We start from the raw sequence: 18,380 nt of genomic DNA, 5'->3' as shown, positions 1-18,380 counted from the left end.
GCCTCCGTGAGATTCAGTACCGCCCCGAACTCATCGACGCATGCCTCGCCGCAACCGGCCTCACCCTCACGACATCACGCCCACAAGCTCAGTAGGCGCGGTGGTGGTCCCCGGCAGCGAGGTAGCCGACTGAGCGGCCTGGGCTCCTCTGGATCCTCATCGCCTAGGGCGCGTCGCAGGTGTGTCACCGTGAGGCGCCAGGCGTAAAAGCAGAGGCGAACACCACATACCCTGCCCGATATCGGGCAGAAAAGTAGACGTTCCACGGTCCCCGGTCTAGGGTGATCGCTCATGATCACCCTAGATGCAATAGGGACTTTCGCCCTGATAGTGGGACTCCTCACGCTTACTCCCGGACTGGATTCCGCACTCATCCTGCGCACCGCGGCGCTCGGGCACCGCCGTCGCGCGTGGGGCGTGGTCCTCGGCGTCCAGAGCGGCACACTGGCCTGGGGCGTCTTCACCTCGCTCGGTGTGACCACACTGCTGACCACGTCTCACCTCGCGTACGAAACTCTTCGTTGGGCCGGGGCCGCGTACCTGGTGTGGATGGGCGGCAGGATGCTGTGGGCCACCTGGCGCCACCCATCGAGCGAGAGCCCGCGGACAGCGGAGGCCCGGGGCAAGGACAGGACCAGGACGGGCGCCGACGACACCCTGCTCGGTGGCTGGCGACAAGGGTTCGTGACCAATCTCCTCAACCCGAAGATGGGCGCCTTCTACGTTGCGGTGCTCCCGCAGTTCATCCCCTCCGGTACCTCGCACCTTGCTCCAGGGGTGCTGCTGGCCGGTGTGCACATTCTCCTGGCCGTCATCTGGGCCTGTGCTCTGATCGCCTTCGCGCGTGTGCTCCGAGACCGCCTGCAACGTCCCTCTGCCCGCCGCCACCTCGACCGCATCACCGGCACGGTCATCGCCGCCTTCGGCGTCCGGCTCGCACTCGGCCAGTAAGGCACCGGTCGACACAACCGCAGACGATCCGACAGCCACCGAACGGGCAACCTGCACACCGCCCGAAGTGAAAGGACATGCGCATGGGCACGCTCCCCACCCGAGCCGAGGCCGTGGTCTTCGACTGCGACGGCCTGTTGGTCGACACCGAAGCCTGCTGGACCGTTGCGGAAACGGCCATCTTCGCGGCGCATGGCCATCCCTTCGGCCCTGAACAGAAAGCCCTGGTCATCGGCCGTACCGTGGAAGCCGCTGGTGAGGCCATGGCCGAATATCTCGGGCGGCCCGGCGCCGGCGGCGAGATCGCCGCCGAACTCCTCGAACGGGTCCGCAAGGAATTGGCCCGGGGCGCCGCAGTCCTCCCCGGGGCGGCGGAACTGGTGCGCGCCTGTCGGGCAGCCGTACCCATCGCCGTAGCCAGCAACAGCCCCCGGGAACTGCTGGACACGGCACTGTGGTCGGCCGGTCTCGCCGACTGCTTCACCCACTCGTTCGCCGCCGACGAAGTGCGCTCCCCCAAGCCCGCACCAGAGCTCTACCTCACAGCGTGCGAGGCACTCGGTGCGGCCCCTGAGCACTCCGTCGCGTTCGAGGACTCGGCCACGGGCATTGCCGCTGCGCGTGCTGCCGGACTCTACGTCGCGGTCGTACCCTCCCTTTCAGGAGCCGACCTCGACCATGACTGGCTGGGCGCCACCCTGGCCGAACGTGAATTGCTGGACTGGGCCCGGCAACTGAGAGGTGGCACGGTCCGCTGACCCACACATCTTGGTGCGCACGGATGGTGGGCCGAAAGATCTTGGAGCGACGAATGCGTCGCAGCGTCGCATGCAGCGAATGTGTCGGCGCGCGCTGCCTGGAACTGCTACGGATTCGTCTTCAGCGGGGCCTGGGGGATGGCCCCGCCCGGTGCCGCAGGCCGCGGCGGCGAGACACGGTGACATGGCCGGCACGGCGTCCATGGCTTGTTGCCAGCGCATCAGGACTTCTCGCTCAGGCTCGTTGCCGGCGTATCGGGACTTCTCACTCAGGCTTGTTGCCGACCGGGCCGCCGACCTCGTACGGCGTGGTGACGTTGTCGTACGCGAGGTGCATGACCATGCCGAGCTTGCTGTGCCAGAAGTTGTGGCAGTGGTCCATCCAGATGCCGGGGTTGTCCGCCTTGAAGGCGACCTGGACCTCCTCGCCGGGTCGGACGAGCACGGTGTCCTGCCACATCGGGCTGCCGGAGGCCCGCTTGCCGTTCTTGCCCAGCACCAGCATGTGGTGGCCGTGCAGATGCATCGGATGGTCCTCGTTCCCGCGGTTGATGAAGGTGGCGCGGGCCAGGTCACCTTCCTTGATCATCAGCATCGGGGTGTCCGGGAAGACACGGCCGTTGATGGTCTGCTTCAGCCCGAAGCTGCCGTCGTAGAAGCCCAGCCACTCGTCGAGGATGAGCTTGTAGTCGCGGTCGAAGTCGCTGTCCGGGTGGAGTTCCGTCTTCTTCGGGCTGCCGTAGCTGTACGGGTCGAATTCGGGGCCGCTCAGGTCTGCCTTCGATTTCTCCTTGCCGTTCGGCGAGTACACGATGCCCGCGTCCGGCGCGCTGCCGTCGGTCACCCGTACCGGCCCGTCGGGCATGGTGAATTCGACGTCCATCCGGTTGCCGCCGCCGAGCACCAGCTTCTTGTCCTTGAGCGCGGTCGGCTTGTGCACGTCCGTGCCATCCAAGGCTGTGACCTTGTACGGGACGCCGTCAATGGCGAATTCGCGAGTGGTGCCGCTGGTGTTGGTGAGACGTACCCGTATCTTCTCGCCCGGCTCGGCTCGGCGCCGCTCCAGCTCGTCGGAGGCGCCGATCGCGGACACGGGGCCCTTGTCGGTCTGCCAGTCATGGGCGAGGACGCTGACGTCGTTGTCCACCGGCCGGGTCTGCTTCTTCGGCTCGATGATCAGGGCGCCGAAGAGGCCGCGTTCGACCTGCTCGGAGGCGGCCTGGTGGGAGTGGTACCAGCGGGTGCCGGACTCCTCCACGCGGAAGCGGTAGGTGTAGGACTTGCCGGGCAACACCGCGTCCTGGGTGGCGCCGGCCACGCCGTCCTCGCCGTTGGGGACGTCGACGCCGTGCCAGTGGATGGTGACAGGGGTCTTGCCGGGCAGCTCGTTCCGCAGCTTGATCTCGACCAGATCGCCCTCGGTGACCCGCAGTTGAGGGCCGGGAACCCGGCCGTTGTACGTCCAGGCTTCGACCGTCCTGCCGGAGGCCAGCTTCACCTTCTTGGCCTGCGTGGTGAGGGAGAAGCGCCGGTCGGGCGTACCGCTTTGGGGACCGCGCAGTTTGTCGACGGACACCTCGTGCGCCCCGCTGGTACCCGGGGCCATGTGGTGGCCGCCGGCCATGTCGTGCTGGCCGTCGGCCATGTCGTGGTGCTGCCCGGCGACACCGCCGCCCCAGTCGGCGGTGCCCTTCATCATCGAGAAGGTGTGCGGAAGCCGGCTGCCTGCGATCCCGTGATTGACCAGCCCCACCACGGTGCCGAGCACCACCACGGTCGTACCCAGCCGGACCGCCAGTGCCCGTCGCCGGGGGATCTCACGGCCGGTGACCAGGCGTCGCAGTCGCGCGTTGGCACGCCAGACCAGCAGCCCGGCGACCGCGGCGGTGATCAGCCCGTAGGCGACGAGACTGATCCAGAACGACCGGTCCGGTGGCAGGAAGCTCTGCGCCAAGCAGGCGAAGCCGCCGAAGGCCGCGAGCCGGGGCGGCACCACATGGCGCGGGGACCGGGCGCGCGCCTGCTCGTCCAGCGGCACCGGCGCATCCGGGTCGGGCAACCGCATCCGGGCCGCGGATGCCAGCCACGGCACCGTCCAGACGGCGGTGGCGATCACGGCCGGGAGCAGCATGACGAAGGTGGTGAACAGCCGCCGGTCGCCGACGAACGCCCATCCATGGCGGGCAAGCAGCCCGTACGTGAGGAGCCTGGCCGCGGTGAACAGCAGAGCCACGGCCACCAGCACCAGCGCGACACGGGACATCCGCCGCATGCGGCCGACGGTACGGCGGCCTGGCTGCAGACCCGTCGTGACGGCGGCGATCAGCCAGGCCGGGAGCAGGACGATGCCCAGCGCGAGCTCGAATCCGGCTGTGGTCACGTACATGGCCATCACCCCCGGTCCTGCGACCGTCGGGCCGCGGGCGACGGCGGCTGTGGTGGGCGTCTGCGTGGCCGGCGGAGGTCGCGGGCGATCTGGTCGCCGAGTGCCCGGAGGCGGCGGCGCCCGGCTGTGGTGGATTCGGTGATCTCAGGCATGCCGTCAGCGTGGCGATCACCGCACCGGCCGGGCATCCGCCGATCCTCGCTCTCCTCCTCGGCGGAAAGTTGCGGGCCGGGCGAAGCTGCGTACAACTATCGATTGACGCGTGCTCTTCCGCCCCACGGCTAGCCTGCAGCCATGACATGGGACAGTCGCCTCACGGCCCACCGGGAACGCCTGCGTCCGGTGGAGGGCGCCCTCGTGGCGCTTGTCCTTGCCGTGACCACGGCCACCAGCGACGGGATCTCCGCGAGGTTCGACTACTTTGCCGCGCACCCGCCGTTCTTCGTGGCGATCCCGGTCGGGCTGGTCGTCGGCCTCGCGGCATGGTTCCGTCAGCGCCGTCCCGTGCTGCTTCTGCTGGCTGCGCTGGGCGCCTATGTGGTGCTGTCGGCCTGGTTCGCCGTGGTGTTCGCGCAGTACACCCTGGCCGACCGCGCCGCCTCCTGGCGCCGTGTCGCCGTCGCCTCCACGGTCGCCGTCGCGGTGGTCGCTCCGCCGATCTGGCGGGGCGGCGGCTTTGACGCGGCAACCATGAGTGTGGGCATCTGTGTCTTCCCGGCCCTGCTCGGTCTGTACACGGGCGCCCGCCGCCGCCTCATGGCCGAGCTTCGAGAGCGCGCCGAGCGGGCCGAGCGCGAGCAGCAGCAGCGGGTGCTGCAGGCCCGCAGCGACGAGCGCGCCCAGATCGCCCGGGACATGCACGACGTCGTCACCCACCGGGTAGCCCTGATGGTGTTGCACGCGACCGCGCTCGAGGCGACCAAGGGCGCGTCCGCCGTCGACATGGCCAAGCAGATCGGTGCCATCGGCCGCGAGGCACTGACTGAGCTCCGCTCGCTGGTTGAGGTCCTGCACACCGAATCCGAGGTCCCGCTCGCCCCGCAACCCGGCCTCGCCGAGTTGGAGACCCTGATCGCCGACTCCCGGAGCCTGGGGACGCCGGTCACCCTCGAAGTGACCGGAGAGCACGGCACCACTCGCCCACCCGAGCTGCCGGCCCTGATCGAGCACGCCGTCTACCGGGTGGTGCAGGAGGCCCTGACCAACGTCCACAAGCACGCCGCCGACGCCGAGACCCACGTCCGAGTCCACTGCACCCGGCGGCTGTTGCACCTCACGGTGGTCAACCAGCACGGTATCGGCGGCAACCCCTCCGGTCTGCCCAGCGGCGGCCACGGTCTGCTCGGCATCGCCGAACGGATACGGCTCGTCGGCGGCGAACTCACCGCAGGCCCGACCCCGGACGGCGGCTTCGAGATCGCCGCCGAGATCCCGCTGGACGACGTACCCCAGAAGCAGCCCACCCACATGGAAGCCACGCGATGAGTGAGACGACGACCCGGGTCCTGATCGTGGACGACGAATGGATGGTGCGCTCCATGCTCAGCACCATCATGGCGTCCGCCCCCGACATCGAAGTGGTGGGCGAGGCATCGGACGGCAGTACGGCGGTGTCGATGGCCGCCGCCCTGGAGCCGGACGTCGTCCTGATGGACATCCGGATGCCCCGCTCCGACGGCCTGACCGCCACGGAGCACCTCACCCGCTCGCCCCGCCCGCCGCGCGTCGTCGTGCTGACCACCTTCGACCTGGACGAGTACGTCCAGACAGCGTTACGTCATGGGGCGGTCGGTTTCCTGCTGAAGGACGCCACCGCGGATGACATGATCGCTGCGGTGCGCAGCGCCGCCCGCGGCGACGCGATGCTCTCCCCGAAGGTGACCCGCCGTCTCATCCGCCGCTTCACGGAGGACGACGACGGCCCCTCAGCCGGGCGGCAGCGCCGCCGCTCCGAGGCCCGCGACCGCCTTGAGGCTCTGACGGAAAAGGAACGGGAAGTTCTGATCGCCCTGAGCGGCGGCCTCTCCAACACCGGTATCGCCGCGGCCCTGCACATGAGCGAGGCCACCGCAAAGACCCACATCAGCCGGATCCTGTCGAAGCTCTCCCTCACCAACCGCGTCCAGGCGGCGATCCTGGCGCACCATGCGGGGCTCGTGGACTAGAGACTTCTTCCGCCATCCGTCGACAGCGGTGTCAGCCGCGGTCATGCTCAGCGCCTCACACCCGTTGACACACGGGTCCCTCCACTCCCCCGGGACGCGCGGCCAGTCACCTAGGGCTGTGATTTGCCCAGCATTTGACAGATCGCCGCCTCGACGAGGGTCTTGTTCGCGGTGACGGCCCTCTCTTCCTTGATGCCGAAATTCGTGCTCGTCAGGACGGCGACGCTGCGGTGACCGCTCGCGTCGGTGTAGACCTCGCTGGAGTAGCCGGGCAGGCCGCCGGTGTGGCCCCAGACGGTGCCGCAGGCGGTGTTCACCTTCATCAGGCCCAGTCCGTAACCTCCACCTTCCTCGGGGGCGTCGCCGGTGGTGCGCATCTGCTTCATCTCGGCCTTGGGCAGGAGCTCGCCAGACACCAGCGCGGTGAGGAAGCGCTGCCAGTCCTGCGCGGTGGAGACCATGCCGCCTGCCGCCCAGGACCAACTCGGGTCGATGGCGGCGGTATCGATGTTGTCCTTGGGACGTTCGGGGCCGACGAATCCGACGCCTTCGGGCAGGTCCACGGTCCCGGAGAGGATGGCCTTCAGGCGCTCGGCGTCCGGCTCGTAGCCGGTCACATGCTGCTTGCCGTCATCCCAGTCGGCGTTCGTGGCCAGGAACGAGTTCTTCATGCCGAGCGGCTTGGTGATCTTCTGCTCGATCAGCTCGGCCAAGCTGCTGCCGGTGGCCTTCTCCAGGATCAGTCCGAGCGCCTCGTAGTTGGCGTTGCTGTAGGAGTACTTCTCACCGGGCTCGGCCGGCGGGTTCTGCGCAGGGGTGATGGCGAGGAGCGCCTCCGGCTTCCAGGTGCGCTTCTGCCGGCCCGTGAGCGAGCCCAGGAACTCCGGCGTCAGCAGGAAGTCGCCCAGGCCGCTGGTGTGGTTGAGCAGCATCCGTACGGTGATGTCCCGGCCGCCCTCGACCAGTCCGGGCAGCCACCTCTCCACCGTGTCAGCAAGGCTGATCTTGTTCTCGGCGACCTGTTGCAGGACGAGGGTGGCGGTGACCGTCTTGGTGTTCGAGCCGACCCTGAACTGGTCGCCGGCAGCGAGGCGGTGATCGTCCTTCGTCCAGGCGGCCTGCCGGGCGATCTCCACCGCCTTGCCTCTGCCGGTGTCGACGCGGACGATCACTCCCAGGGAGCCCGTGTCCGCTGCCTTCTGCGCGAGGTCGGTCAGCTGATTGCCGACCGACGCGTTCGCCGCGCCCTGCCCGGCCGAGGGCTTGGCCCCGCCCGACTGCGACTCCGAGCAGCCCGTGAGTACCGCACCCATACAAGTCGCCAACCCCACGGCCAGCGCTCCATGCAGGATCCGGCGGCGGCGGGACAAGACGTATGCGGGCATGGCAGTTCCCCTTCGACGCATGACGGTTGCTTCGTGCGTCGAGGCCCGGGCATTCACCCGCTGTGTGGCTCATCGGCCGACCCTGCGCACAGCGATCATTCAGCCAGCGGCGGCGGCCCGGCACATCGCTCGATGGCGGGCTTCCCGCGGGCGCCGGCTCATTCCAAGGAATGACAAGGAATGACCTTCAGGACAGCGTGTTCCGGGCAAGTACCGCCGCCTGGGCCCGGCTGTGGCAGCCGGTCTTCATGAGCATGCGGCTGACGTGTGTCTTCACCGTGTGCAGGCTCACGACGAGTCGATCGGCGATCTCGGCATTGCTCAGCCCGCCCCCGACCAGCCGCAGCACGTCGCGTTCCCGCTCGGTGAGGTCTTCCAGTCGGGCCAGCTCCTGGTCGCTCGGCCGACGCCGGCTGCTGAGGTGGCCCTCGATGATCCGCCGTGTCACTCCGGGGCTCAGCGCGCTGTGGCCTGCCGCCGCGGCACGGACGGCCCCGGTCAGTTCCTCGTACGAACTGTTCTTCAGCAGGAATCCCGACGCCCCGGCGGCCAGCGCGTCGTCGACGTACTCGTCCAGATCGAACGTCGTGAGCATGAGGGCCCGGCTGCGCCCCGGCCCGAGCAGTCCCCGGCGGCCCAACTCGGCCAGCGCCCACAGTCCGTCGCGGCGCGGCATGCGGATGTCCAACAGCAGCACGTCCGGCCGCAGCCGCGCACATGCGTCGACGGCCTCCTCACCGTCGTTCGCGGTGCCTGCCACGGCGAGGTCGGCCTGACTGGCCAGGATCGCGCTCAGGCCGGCGCGGATGACCGGCTCGTCGTCCACGACGAGCACACTGATCTGCTCAGACATCGGCGTTCTCCAGCGGCATCGTGGCCACGACGCGGAAGCCGCCGTCACCTGTCGTCCCTGCGACGAGCTCTCCGCCCAGCGCACCCACCCGTTCGCGCATGCTGATCAGGCCGAGCCCGACCCCCGCGCCGGCCGTGCCGCGCCGCGCCCCGCGGCCGTTCACGACCTCGCACCGCAGCTCCCCGGCGACAGCCTCAAGGGACAGCCGGACCGGCGCCCCGGGCGCGTGACGGCGCGCATTGACCAGTGCTTCCTGCACGACGCGGTACCCCGCCAACTGCACCGGCCCCGGCAACGACTCCAGTACGGTCCCCGCCCGCACCTCGACCGTTCCGCCCGCGGCACGGTGACTGTCCAGCAACGCGTCCAGCTCACCGAACCCGGGCACCGGCTGGAGCGGGGCTGCGTCCGCGGGGTCACGCAGCATCCGCAGCAGGTCACGCAGCTCGCCACTGCTCTGCCGGCCCGCCGCCGCCAGCCCGTCGACCTGAGTGCGGGCCCAGCCAGGCAACTCGTCACCGCGTGCCCGCAGTATCTCCGCATGCACGACGAGCAGGGTGAGCGAGTGCGCGACCACGTCGTGCATCTCGCCTGCGATCCGCGCCCGCTCCCGTTGGGTGGCCTGCGCCGCCTCCAGGGCCCGCGCCCGGCTCGCGTCGGCCGCCCGCCGCTCGGCCGCGGCGAGCAGCGCCTGGCGGGTACGTGCGGCGAAACCCATCGCCCACGCCAGGGGCATGGGGGCCAGCGCGGCGAGGACGTCCAGACCGCCCTGGAATTCACCGGAATCGGTCGTCATCCGGTTCAGCCACAGACCGGTCGCGGCCAGCACGGTGCCGCCGACCGCCGCGAGCACGGTCCGTTTCCAACTCGTGCACCGGCCACCCAGGTTGTAGAGCAGCACGGCAAGGGGGAGAAAGACCAGCGGGGACAGCTTGGCACCCTCGCCCGCGCTCCCCACCAGCGCCGCCATGAGCGCTCCGAAGCCCACGACGAAGGCGGTGGCCGGCAGCCGCCGTCGCAGCGTCAGGACCACCACGCCGACCGCCTCGTACGCCATGAGCGACACCCATGCCGGACCTGAACCGTCCACGTACGGCTGCGACAGCAGCGGTGGCAGGAACGTCAGCACGACCAACCCGGCATCGCCGCTCCACCCGGGCCACCTGCCGTCAATTACTCGCATCCATCGCACACTACGAGCCCACGCGACGGTCCTCATCACTCCAAAGAACTACCGGTCCGCAGCACGTGCACGACGCCACCGGGTGCCGTTCGGCTACGGAAACGGCCTCATCGACGCTTGCGTGCCGTAGGGGCAGAGGGGTGGGCTTTCTTACGGCCGTGCCTGCGAGGGCAGGGTGAGGATTTCGGCTCCGTCGTCGGTGATGGCGATGGTGTGCTCGCTGTGTGCGGTCCGGCAGCCTGTCGCGCTGCGCAGCGTCCAGCCGTCGGCGTCGGTGACGAGCGTGGCGGTGTCGGCCATGACCCAGGGCTCCAGGGCGAGCAGCAGTCCGGGGCGCAGCTTGTATCCGCGGCCCGGCCTTCCGGTGTTCGGGACGTGCGGGTCCTGGTGCATGGTCGAGCCGATGCCGTGGCCTCCGAACTCGGTGTTGATCGGGTAGCCCGCCTCGCTGAGGACCGTGCCGATGGCGTGGGAGAGGTCGCCGATCCGCGCCCCCGGCTTTGCGGCGGCGATACCGGCGGCGAGCGCCCGTTCGGTCGTCTCGATCATCGCGACGCTCTCCGTCGGCCTGGCCTTGCCCACCAGGAAGCTGATCGCTGCATCCGCTGCCACCCCGCCCCTGGCGACGGCCAGGTCGAGGGTCAGCAGGTCCCCGTCGACCAAGGTGTAGTTGTGGGGCCGCCCATGAAGTACGCCGTCGTTGACGGCCGTGCAGATGTAGTGACCGAACGGGCCGCGCCCGAAGGAAGGCGCGTAGTCGACGTAGCAGGATTGCGCTCCCGCCTCGGTGATCATCTCCTTGGCCCACTGGTCGATGTCCAGCAGGTTCGTCCCGACCGTGCTGCGCTGTTTCAGCGTGTGCAGGATGTCTCCGACCAGGCCGCCGGTGCCTCGCGCCCGCTCGAGCCGCGCGGAGTTCAGGATCTCAATCATGGGGGACCTCTCACGTACGTCCAATAACTATACCGGTCTAACTGTACCGGTATTAGAATGGGGACATGGTCAGGTTGCCGCTCACCCCCGCCGAGGTAGAACGCGGACAGCGTCTTGGCGCCCTGCTCCGCCGAGCCCGGGGCTGCCGCTCGATGCTCGACGTGGCACTCGCTTCACAGATTTCGCCGGAGACTCTTCGGAAGATTGAATCCGGCCGCGTGGCCACCCCCGCCTTCCCGACCATCGCAGCGATCGCCGACACCCTGGGCCTGTCCCTCGACTCGGTCTGGGCCGAGATCAGCCAGCCGGAGCACACCATTGAGAATCAGTCGATCCCGTCCGTCGCACGGCATGCGTCGCTGGTTTCGTAGCTGAGCGAGGCCGGCCGGCCTTTTTGAGGCCATCTCGATTAGCCGGGATTGGTCGGGATTGGTCGGGATTGGTCGGGATTGGTCGGGGGTGATCGGCTCCTCGGGCCCGGTGCGGTGCCGTGCGGTGCCGTGCGCTGCCGTGCCGTGCGGTCACGCCGGACGGCGCGCCGCCTACCACGATCGGCGGACACTTCGGCTTCCGCATCGTGGTCGCCTCAGCGGGACCTGCCCGCGCGGGAGGCCACGTCGTCCGGGGCGCCGGTCTCGCCCGGCAGGTCGGTTCGGTCCGCATCGGCGGCGCGGCGAGGGGTGAGCAGTGCCGTTCCGAGCAGGGTCGCTCCGAGCAGTACCGCTCCGAGCAGGGTCGCGAGGACCTGGGATGCGGCGACCGCCAGCAGAAGCGCGCTGGTGCCGACGCCACTGACGGCTCCCGCCACGGCCGCGCCCCCGGCGGCGGCGGTGCTCTTGAGTCCGGCGCCCAGGGTGAAGATCTGAGTGCGCACCTCGGTCGGTGCGTACCGCTCCCGGGCGGCGAGCAGCGCGCTGAAGAGAGGCCCTGTGCAGGCTCCGGCGAGTGCGAACAGCGCCGCCGTCACGGCGAGCGCCGGATTCGTGGCGGCAAGGGCCAGCGGAACTCCGGTCGCCGTCAGACATGCCAGCACCACGCGCTCGGGGCGGGATTCGGTCCACGGTCGTAACGCGTAGATCAGCGACCCCACCAGCGCGCCGGTGGCGAACGCGGTCATCAGGCCGCCCGCTGCCCAGCCCGCCTCGTACTGCTCGGCGAGCAGCGCGGTCAGTACAGGCAGCGCGCCGACACCGAGCTGTCCGGCGCTGCTGGACCAGGTGACCGCGCGCAGGGGCGGATTGCGGACGAGTTCCAGCAGTCCGGTGGCCATGTCGGCGGGGCGCAGCCGCGCACCCGGTTCGGTCGCTGCGGTCCTGGGGGCCAGAGGCAGTGTGGTCATGGCCAGCCCCGCGAACGCTCCGGCCGCGCCGAGTGCGATCAAAGCGGTGTCCGGGCCCGCCGCTGCGGACAGCGCGGCGGCCAGGGCCGGGCCGCAGATGCCTGCGAGGTTGTACGAGGTGGAGTCGATGCTGAAGGCCCTGCTGAGGCGGTCGGCCGGTAGCAGCTCGCCGAGGAGGCTGGTCAGCCCGCCGGTGACGAGGGGGGCGCAGCATCCGGTCGCCGCGAGAAGGGCGAGGGCGTAGCCAGCGGGGACGCGGCCCACCGCGACCGCGGTGACAGCGAGCCCCAGGCCGTAGGCGAACAGGCACGACGCGTGGAAGAGGCGTCGGCGACGGACGCGGTCCGCCAAGGCACCGACCACCGGCGCCGCCACAACGTGCGGAATCATGAGAGCCGCGACCAGCGCGCCGCCAAGGCCAGCGCTCCGCGTACGGTCCAGGGCAAGCAGAACGAGCCCGATCCGGGCGCCCTCGTCGGCGAGCCGGACGGGCACGGCCACACCCAGATAGTGGATCAGCCGGCGGGTAGCGGGGTCTGGTGCGGCGGTCGTTGCCATGTGCCCTCCTGCCGGGCGGTAGACGCGCGGAATCCGGGGTGCCTGGGCTGCCCCGCAGACTCAGTGCTGACCCCGCAGACCCAGCTCAGCATCATCAGCTAAGGGTATGATTCCACGATCTTGCTGTCTCATGCCGACGGGCGCCACACTGAGACCGTGGACTTCACTTTTGTCAGCGACCACCTGGCCCTGGACTTCAGCGCGACCCTGACCTGGCGCGCCAGCTACCCCATCGAACTCCTGACAGAACCGGCCGATCTCGCCGCATGGGCGACGCAGGCCCGCCTGACCGACCACCCCGGCCGGGTGACCCGCACAGCGCTCGAACGCGCCCGTCTGCTGCGCGAGTCCATCTACCGCACAGCCGTAGCGGCTGAGCGCGGCGAGGATGCCGCCGTGGCCGATATACAGCTGATCCGCGAGTGCGCCTCCGGCCCGCAGGTGACCGTGGCGCTCAAGGCGCTGGGCGAGGTCGAGCGGCGTGGCGGCATCGAGGAAGTGCTTTCCACAGTGGCGACCAGGGCCGGCGAACTGTTCGGCAGTGACGACCGGCATCTCGTACGCCCCTGTGCCGGCGCGGAGTGCACCCGCCTCTTCCTGGACCGCTCGCGCGCCGGCAGCCGCCGCTGGTGCGACAAGCTGTCGTGCGGGAGCCGGGCCAACGCCACGGCCTACCGCCGCCGTAAGGCCGCCGCGCTTCCCTCCGAGGCCGAGGCGCTACCACCGACCGTGCCACGCGACGCGTGACACCGCGCGCTACACACGATGCGCGCCCGGTGCCCGGTATGTTTCACTCGCCTGATCACCGCCCCCGGGCGGAATGGCGATCCTGGCCCGCAAGTGTGGAATGCTGCGGACCGAGAGCCGCAACACCAAGGAAAGAAGCGCCTGTTGGGCCGGTCGCTAGGAGAGCGATGAGCGACAGCACCGGACTTGAGTGGTTCAAGTTCAGCTACAGCTACAGCTACAGCTACAGCGAAGGTGGCAACTGCCGCGAGATGGCACCCGCGCGCACCATCATCCACACCCGCGACTCCAAGGCCCCCGGCCGAGGGTGCCTCACCGTCACCCCGACGGCATGGTCCGTCTTCCGGTCCCCGTCCGGGGGCGCCGCCCCTGAGGGTGGCTGACACGTGCGGTACTACATCTACGTCTCCACCGCCAAGGTGGACATGCTGTACGGGCAGATCCCGCCGAAACTGCTGCGTCGCCTCGCCGTCGAGGCGAAGGTCGACCTGAAGGTCGTGAGCGTGGCTGTGCAGTCGCCGCGTACCGACACCAGTACGTACGACCGGCTGGACCTCGTAGAGACCTACCTGGAGCGGGAGTTCGACGTCAGCTGGATGTCGGAGCCGACAGCCTGGTTCCGTGGGGACCTGGGGTTGCGGATCGCGGGGTACGGCGACGCGAACGGTCCGACGCTGATGATGGGCGAGGACGGTGACACGCTGGTCGCACTCATCGGGTCGGCCCATCACCTGGTCGGCTACCAGGTCGCACCCGACATGCCCAAGGTCGGCTTCTCGGGGCTGCCATCGATGTTCGGACTGCTGCGGGACTTCCCGTCCGAGTGGGAACCCCAGATGAATGTGCGCTGGTGGGGCCGTAGGTCGTCCGGCGTGGGCAGCGACAGCATCATGTGCGAAGTCGCCCGGTGCGCCGAAGCGTTGACGGTTCCGCCGGTGTACTGCGAGTTCCTGGCCCGGCAGTTGATGCGCGGCACCGTGACGCGGGAGGACGGGCGGGAGCTGGCGGTCATCATCGGGACACCGGTGTATGTGGCGATGTCGGACCGGGAGCCCGGGGACGGCGGGGAGGCGTGAGTGGGGCAGGGGGCGTCGCAGGCCGAGCTGGTGCGGATGCGCATGAGGGGCGATGTCGCGGGCCTGTGCCGGGCCACGCGGTCCGATGACCATGCTGTCGCGGTGCAGGCCATTGAGTTCCTGGGCAGCAGCACGGGGTCGCCGGAGGCCGTCAAGGCGCTCTTCGCCTGTCTCGGGCGGAAGGACGAGCCGCATTACGAGCTGCGGTGGTCGGCCGCCGTGGCACTGGGGCGGCTGCGGGAGCAACGCGCGGTGCCGGAACTACTGCGACTGCTGGCCGAGGAGCGGCGCGGCAGCGAACCACTGGACCGGCCCATATGCGAGGCGCTGGCCGCCATCGGCGGGCCAGAGGTCGTGCACGGACTGCTCGACGTACTCGACCAGGTGGCGACCCACCACAACCGGTACACGGCCGTGCTGGTGCTCGACGCTCTGGCCCGGCTGCGCCCGCGCGAGGCAGTGACACCGCTCCTCGTCTCGCTCTGGCACTACCTGCCCGACCACGCCGAACACATAGTGCGGACGCTCGGTGCGATCGGCGACCCGCGTGCGGCCTCCGCGCTCCTCGTCCTCGTACACTCATCCGCCTCGGACGTACACCTGCGCCGGGCCGCGGTCAGGGCGCTGCACGCGTTGCGCGCCGCCGCCTGGCCGCCCGGACGCCGCTACCCGTCCGCCGAAGAGGTTCTGCGCGAGACGCAGCGCGACCCGGACCCCGAGACGGGCCGCCTCGCGACCGCCCTGCTCTCCGGGACCGAGGACGGCCGGGAGCATCTGTGGGGTGTGCTCCGCGCGGCGGCACACTCACCACACGATGCGGAGTGCCCGCCGCACGCCGTGGTCGCCGTCTGCGACCGCGTCGCGGAGGCCCCCGGACTCTTCGGCGTGGACGCACCCGGCCAGGACGCGTACATCGCCCTGCTCCGGCACCACCTGCGGGAGGCGGCGGCACCGACCGTGCGCCGAGCTGCCGCTCGGGCCCTCGCCGCCTGCGCGGGGGCCGGGGCGAGCGCGGCCCTGCTCGACGCCTTGGGCGACGCGCGGATCGGCGACGCGGTGGCGGACCTGCTCGCCGGCCTGCACAAGCCACCGCTGCGGGAGATCCTGGCCCTGCTCGCCGATACGGACCGGCCGGTGAGCCAACGGGGCAACGCAGCACGGGCATTGGGAGCTGCCCGGTACGCGGCCGCCGTACCGTCGCTCCTGGCCGCCCTGGCGGACGACACAGTCCCGATGGCGGTGCGCGCCTCCGTCACGGACGCGCTCGGCGCCCTTCGGCTCCTGGCGGGAGCCGCGCCGCTCGCGGCCCTGGCCAAGGACGAAGAGCAGCCCAGCACCGTACGCGCCCGTGCCGTGCGGGCCCTCGGCCTGATCGGCGCGCCGGACACGCTGCCGGTGGTGCTGGCCTGCGCCCGCTCCTCGCACGAGGCGATACGGGCACGGGCCGTGACGGCGCTGGGCGGGTACCCGATGTCGGCGGCGGCCCGGGCTCTTGGGGAGGTCGTCGCGCACGACCCCGAGCCCGACATCGCACGGGCCGCCGTGCACGCCCTGGGCCGCATCGGCTTCCCGGGCCTGCTCATCCTCGTCCGGCTCGCGGACGACGTACAGGAGAATGTGGCAGACCAACTCGTCGCGGCGCTCGCCGCCCATCCGGAGGCCGAGGCGACGGCTGCCCTGGGGCGGCTCGCGGCGGCGCCCTCGACCCAGAAGGCTGCGAGTGCCGCGCTGAGTGAACGGGGAACCCCCGACTGCGTCGAGCCCCTGGCGGCGCTGCTCGATGCCGACTTGCTCCCCTCTATGCGGGAGGCTGCCGTGCGCGGCCTCCTGCGGATCGGCACCGACGAGGCGCACGAACGCGTGCTGGCCCACTGCCTCACGGCCGCGCACCTCTACGGCTGGCACGTCGAGGCGCTGGACGTCATCGCCGAGGCCCGAGGGGTCCGGCTGGGGCTGTAGTCACCGAGCTCCGAGAGGTTCGGCTGGCGCTGTAGTCACCGAGCTTTCACCGAGCTCCGAGAGGTTCGGCTGGGGATGCAACTCGACAGGTCCGCGCGGCCGCGCACAAGAGTACTCGGCCGCAGGGGCGGAGTACTTCTACATCGGCGAGGCCGGACGGCAGCTCCTCGTGCTGGCCGGGTTCCGGTACGAACCCGACGGTGCCGGCCCATGGTTCCGCCCGTTCCGCGGGCTGGTGCGGTCGGCGCGCTAGCATCCGCTCCCACACCGCATCCGTCGGCTCGCCGCGACCGGCCGCGAGATCAATTGCCGGACACCTCCGAGGTCCTGCGACGGTCGGTCCATGCCGTGGCTGTTGGCCAGGTCGTTCGTCGGTGTGGTTATGGGTGGGGGCGGCCTTGCTGATGTCGGTTTGTGGGCCGGTGAGTTGGAGCGTTTGCGCGGAGGGTTCATGCATCGGTTCAGCCGGAGTGAGCCACGGGAGTCGGCGCTCGCGCATATGCAGGGGTTGATCTCTCCGCCGGAACGGAAGAACGGCTGGACCCCGGCAGACCAGGCAGACCAGGCAGACCACGGTGGTCCAGTCCTGCTGCGAGGAGCAGCCGGCCCGCGTCCGGAGGGGTTCCGGCGCGCATCCCGTCCCGCTTCCCTCGGTTTGGTACCTTTCACTGGACAAGCAAATCGATCGGATGTTCGCTTACCGGGATCTCCGAGACGTCCGTTGTCGGCAGTAGACGCCCACGTCCTCCGACGTGCGGCGTGCCACTCAATCGGACCGGGTGAAAGCTCATGGCAGGAACCGATCACGAAAAGGCGCTGGACACCGCACTCGCGCAGATCGAGCGGAAATTCGGCAAGGGCGCGGTCATGCGCCTCGGCGAGCGTCCCAATGAGCCCATCGAGGTGATCCCCACCGGATCGACCGCGCTGGACGTGGCGCTGGGGGTGGGCGGCCTGCCCCGCGGCCGTGTGGTGGAGGTCTACGGGCCGGAGTCCTCCGGCAAGACGACGTTGACCTTGCACGCAGTGGCGAACGCGCAGAAGGCCGGTGGCTCGGTGGCGTTCATCGACGCCGAGCACGCCCTCGACCCCGAGTACGCGAAGAAGCTCGGCGTCGACACCGACAATCTCATCCTGTCCCAGCCGGACAACGGTGAACAGGCCCTGGAAATCGTCGACATCCTGATCCGCTCCGGCGCGATCGACCTGGTCGTGATCGACTCCGTCGCCGCCCTGGTGCCGCGCGCGGAGATCGAGGGCGAGATGGGCGACTCCCACATGGGCCTTCAGGCCCGTCTGATGAGCCAGGCGCTCCGGAAGATCGCCAGCGCGCTCAGCCAGACGAGGACGACGGCGATCTTCATCAACCAGCTGCGCGAGAAGATCGGTGTGATGTTCGGTTCCCCGGAGACCACGACCGGTGGCCGGGCGTTGAAGTTCTACGCCTCCGTACGTCTGGACATCCGCCGCATCGAGACCCTGAAGGACGGCACGGACGCGGTGGGCAACCGCACCCGCGTCAAGGTCGTCAAGAACAAGGTCGCGCCGCCCTTCAAGCAGGCCGAGTTCGACATCCTCTACGGCCAGGGCATCAGCCGCGAGGGCGGCCTGATCGACATGGGCGTCGAGCACGGCTTCGTCCGCAAGGCGGGCGCCTGGTACACGTACGAGGGCGACCAGCTCGGCCAGGGCAAGGAGAACGCCCGCAAGTTCCTCAAGGACAACCCCGACCTCGCCGACGAGATCGAGAAGAGAATCCTCGAGAAGCTCGGAATCGGGGTACCGGCGAAGGACGCAGTCGCCGAGGACACGGGCGCCGTCCCGATCTCTGATGCCGCCCGGACCTCGGCGGGAAACGCCGCCTGACAGGAACGGGCGCGGCCCGGCCGGCGGTCGGGCTTCCCACCTATTCAGCATCGCGGCGTGCTCCACGGCCCAGACTCACTCCCATCCCTGTCCCTTGCCGAGAACCTGCTCGTGCGTGTCGGGCGGTACCAGCCCAGACGCGAGGCGCAGAAGACGCCGCGCTCGGCAAGGAACCGATGACCGCGCCCCTCCCGGCGACCGCGGGCTCAAACCCAGGTGAT

General features: G+C 69.9%; 16 protein-coding genes and 1 pseudogene. 11 read left to right on the top strand and 6 right to left on the bottom strand.

Translation table 11 applies throughout. The annotated features are described in order from the left end of the window. Window positions 1-291 precede the first annotated feature (291 nt). Window positions 292-951 (top strand): LysE family translocator, encoded by a 660-nt coding sequence (locus AB0N81_RS38290; RefSeq protein ID WP_365366862.1) that lies wholly within the window; start codon window positions 292-294, stop codon window positions 949-951. A gap of 83 nt (window positions 952-1,034) precedes the next feature. Next, complete coding sequence (locus AB0N81_RS38285; RefSeq protein ID WP_365366860.1) at window positions 1,035-1,709, top strand: HAD family phosphatase; 675 nt, start codon at window positions 1,035-1,037, stop codon at window positions 1,707-1,709. Window positions 1,710-1,974: 265 nt separating this feature from the next. Here AB0N81_RS38285 and AB0N81_RS38280 read toward each other — a convergent pair whose 3' ends face one another. Further along, window positions 1,975-4,101 carry a multicopper oxidase family protein gene (locus tag AB0N81_RS38280; RefSeq protein ID WP_365366858.1) on the bottom strand — a complete coding sequence of 709 codons (2,127 nt, stop codon included), beginning with the start codon at window positions 4,099-4,101 and terminating at the stop codon, window positions 1,975-1,977. 288 nt (window positions 4,102-4,389) lie between these two features. On the opposite strand from AB0N81_RS38280, the gene AB0N81_RS38275 reads away from it, so the two are divergent. Together AB0N81_RS38275 and AB0N81_RS38270 are read left to right on the top strand one after the other, a co-directional pair. Then, a complete protein-coding gene (locus AB0N81_RS38275; RefSeq protein ID WP_365366856.1) occupies window positions 4,390-5,580 on the top strand; it encodes a histidine kinase in 1,191 nt (396 codons plus the stop codon). Continuing rightward, window positions 5,577-6,260: a response regulator transcription factor gene (locus AB0N81_RS38270; RefSeq protein WP_365366854.1), complete on the top strand. Its 684-nt coding sequence runs from the start codon at window positions 5,577-5,579 to the stop codon at window positions 6,258-6,260. The genes AB0N81_RS38275 and AB0N81_RS38270 overlap by 4 nt, the downstream gene beginning before the upstream one ends. Before the next feature lie 110 nt (window positions 6,261-6,370). On the opposite strand, the gene AB0N81_RS38265 is transcribed toward AB0N81_RS38270, so the two are convergent. The 4 genes from AB0N81_RS38265 to map form a co-directional block, all read right to left on the bottom strand. Further along, a complete protein-coding gene (locus AB0N81_RS38265) occupies window positions 6,371-7,645 on the bottom strand; it encodes a serine hydrolase domain-containing protein (RefSeq protein WP_365366852.1) in 1,275 nt (424 codons plus the stop codon). Window positions 7,646-7,832: 187 nt separating this feature from the next. Next, complete coding sequence (locus AB0N81_RS38260; protein ID WP_365366850.1) at window positions 7,833-8,498, bottom strand: response regulator transcription factor; 666 nt, start codon at window positions 8,496-8,498, stop codon at window positions 7,833-7,835. Continuing rightward, window positions 8,491-9,672: a histidine kinase gene (locus tag AB0N81_RS38255; protein ID WP_365366868.1), complete on the bottom strand. Its 1,182-nt coding sequence runs from the start codon at window positions 9,670-9,672 to the stop codon at window positions 8,491-8,493. The genes AB0N81_RS38260 and AB0N81_RS38255 overlap by 8 nt, the downstream gene beginning before the upstream one ends. A gap of 159 nt (window positions 9,673-9,831) precedes the next feature. Next, entirely contained in the window at window positions 9,832-10,614 is a 783-nt protein-coding gene (gene map / locus AB0N81_RS38250) for a type I methionyl aminopeptidase (RefSeq protein ID WP_365366847.1), read from the bottom strand. Between the two features lie 65 nt (window positions 10,615-10,679). Between map and AB0N81_RS38245 the strand changes: the two genes are divergently transcribed. After that, window positions 10,680-10,985, top strand: coding sequence for a helix-turn-helix transcriptional regulator (locus AB0N81_RS38245; protein WP_365366845.1), 306 nt, complete (start codon window positions 10,680-10,682; stop codon window positions 10,983-10,985). A gap of 215 nt (window positions 10,986-11,200) precedes the next feature. On the opposite strand, the gene AB0N81_RS38240 is transcribed toward AB0N81_RS38245, so the two are convergent. Further along, entirely contained in the window at window positions 11,201-12,511 is a 1,311-nt protein-coding gene (locus tag AB0N81_RS38240) for an MFS transporter (protein WP_365366843.1), read from the bottom strand. Window positions 12,512-12,667: 156 nt separating this feature from the next. Here AB0N81_RS38240 and AB0N81_RS38235 point away from each other — a divergent pair, with 156 nt between their 5' ends. From AB0N81_RS38235 to recA, 6 genes and pseudogenes are all read left to right on the top strand, one after another. Further along, window positions 12,668-13,258 carry an ABATE domain-containing protein gene (locus AB0N81_RS38235; protein WP_365366840.1) on the top strand — a complete coding sequence of 197 codons (591 nt, stop codon included), beginning with the start codon at window positions 12,668-12,670 and terminating at the stop codon, window positions 13,256-13,258. Window positions 13,259-13,425: 167 nt separating this feature from the next. Beyond that, complete coding sequence (locus AB0N81_RS38230) at window positions 13,426-13,641, top strand: DUF397 domain-containing protein (protein ID WP_365366837.1); 216 nt, start codon at window positions 13,426-13,428, stop codon at window positions 13,639-13,641. A gap of 3 nt (window positions 13,642-13,644) precedes the next feature. Continuing rightward, the gene (locus AB0N81_RS38225) at window positions 13,645-14,334 is read left to right on the top strand and encodes an SAVMC3_10250 family protein (protein WP_365366835.1); all 690 of its coding nucleotides are present in this window, start codon (window positions 13,645-13,647) and stop codon (window positions 14,332-14,334) included. Further along, the gene (locus AB0N81_RS38220) at window positions 14,335-16,293 is read left to right on the top strand and encodes a HEAT repeat domain-containing protein (protein ID WP_365366833.1); all 1,959 of its coding nucleotides are present in this window, start codon (window positions 14,335-14,337) and stop codon (window positions 16,291-16,293) included. Between the two features lie 382 nt (window positions 16,294-16,675). Next, window positions 16,676-16,876: pseudogene (locus AB0N81_RS38215) on the top strand (IS701 family transposase); the annotation flags it as partial. A gap of 206 nt (window positions 16,877-17,082) precedes the next feature. Continuing rightward, a complete protein-coding gene (recA, locus tag AB0N81_RS38210; RefSeq protein ID WP_365366831.1) occupies window positions 17,083-18,159 on the top strand; it encodes a recombinase RecA in 1,077 nt (358 codons plus the stop codon). The last annotated feature ends 221 nt before the right edge of the window (window positions 18,160-18,380 follow it).

Source organism: Streptomyces sp. NPDC093510 (assembly GCF_040683555.1).
Taxonomy (GTDB): Bacteria; Actinomycetota; Actinomycetes; order Streptomycetales; family Streptomycetaceae; genus Streptomyces.
Note: the sequence above shows the minus strand (reverse complement) of the source record. Positions and strands in the feature narration are given on the sequence as shown.

What these genes read in the sequence shown, in the direction of transcription:
- AB0N81_RS38260 (WP_365366850.1), bottom strand. Translation starts at nt 8,498, where the DNA reads ATGTCTGAGCAGATCAGTGTGCTCGTCGTGGACGACGAGCCGGTCATC.
- map (WP_365366847.1), bottom strand. Translation starts at nt 10,614, where the DNA reads ATGATTGAGATCCTGAACTCCGCGCGGCTCGAGCGGGCGCGAGGCACC.
- AB0N81_RS38230 (WP_365366837.1), top strand. Translation starts at nt 13,426, where the DNA reads ATGAGCGACAGCACCGGACTTGAGTGGTTCAAGTTCAGCTACAGCTAC.
- AB0N81_RS38285 (WP_365366860.1), top strand. Translation starts at nt 1,035, where the DNA reads ATGGGCACGCTCCCCACCCGAGCCGAGGCCGTGGTCTTCGACTGCGAC.
- recA (WP_365366831.1), top strand. Translation starts at nt 17,083, where the DNA reads ATGGCAGGAACCGATCACGAAAAGGCGCTGGACACCGCACTCGCGCAG.
- AB0N81_RS38275 (WP_365366856.1), top strand. Translation starts at nt 4,390, where the DNA reads ATGACATGGGACAGTCGCCTCACGGCCCACCGGGAACGCCTGCGTCCG.
- AB0N81_RS38265 (WP_365366852.1), bottom strand. Translation starts at nt 7,645, where the DNA reads ATGCCCGCATACGTCTTGTCCCGCCGCCGCCGGATCCTGCATGGAGCG.
- AB0N81_RS38290 (WP_365366862.1), top strand. Translation starts at nt 292, where the DNA reads ATGATCACCCTAGATGCAATAGGGACTTTCGCCCTGATAGTGGGACTC.
- AB0N81_RS38280 (WP_365366858.1), bottom strand. Translation starts at nt 4,101, where the DNA reads ATGGCCATGTACGTGACCACAGCCGGATTCGAGCTCGCGCTGGGCATC.
- AB0N81_RS38240 (WP_365366843.1), bottom strand. Translation starts at nt 12,511, where the DNA reads ATGGCAACGACCGCCGCACCAGACCCCGCTACCCGCCGGCTGATCCAC.
- AB0N81_RS38245 (WP_365366845.1), top strand. Translation starts at nt 10,680, where the DNA reads ATGGTCAGGTTGCCGCTCACCCCCGCCGAGGTAGAACGCGGACAGCGT.
- AB0N81_RS38270 (WP_365366854.1), top strand. Translation starts at nt 5,577, where the DNA reads ATGAGTGAGACGACGACCCGGGTCCTGATCGTGGACGACGAATGGATG.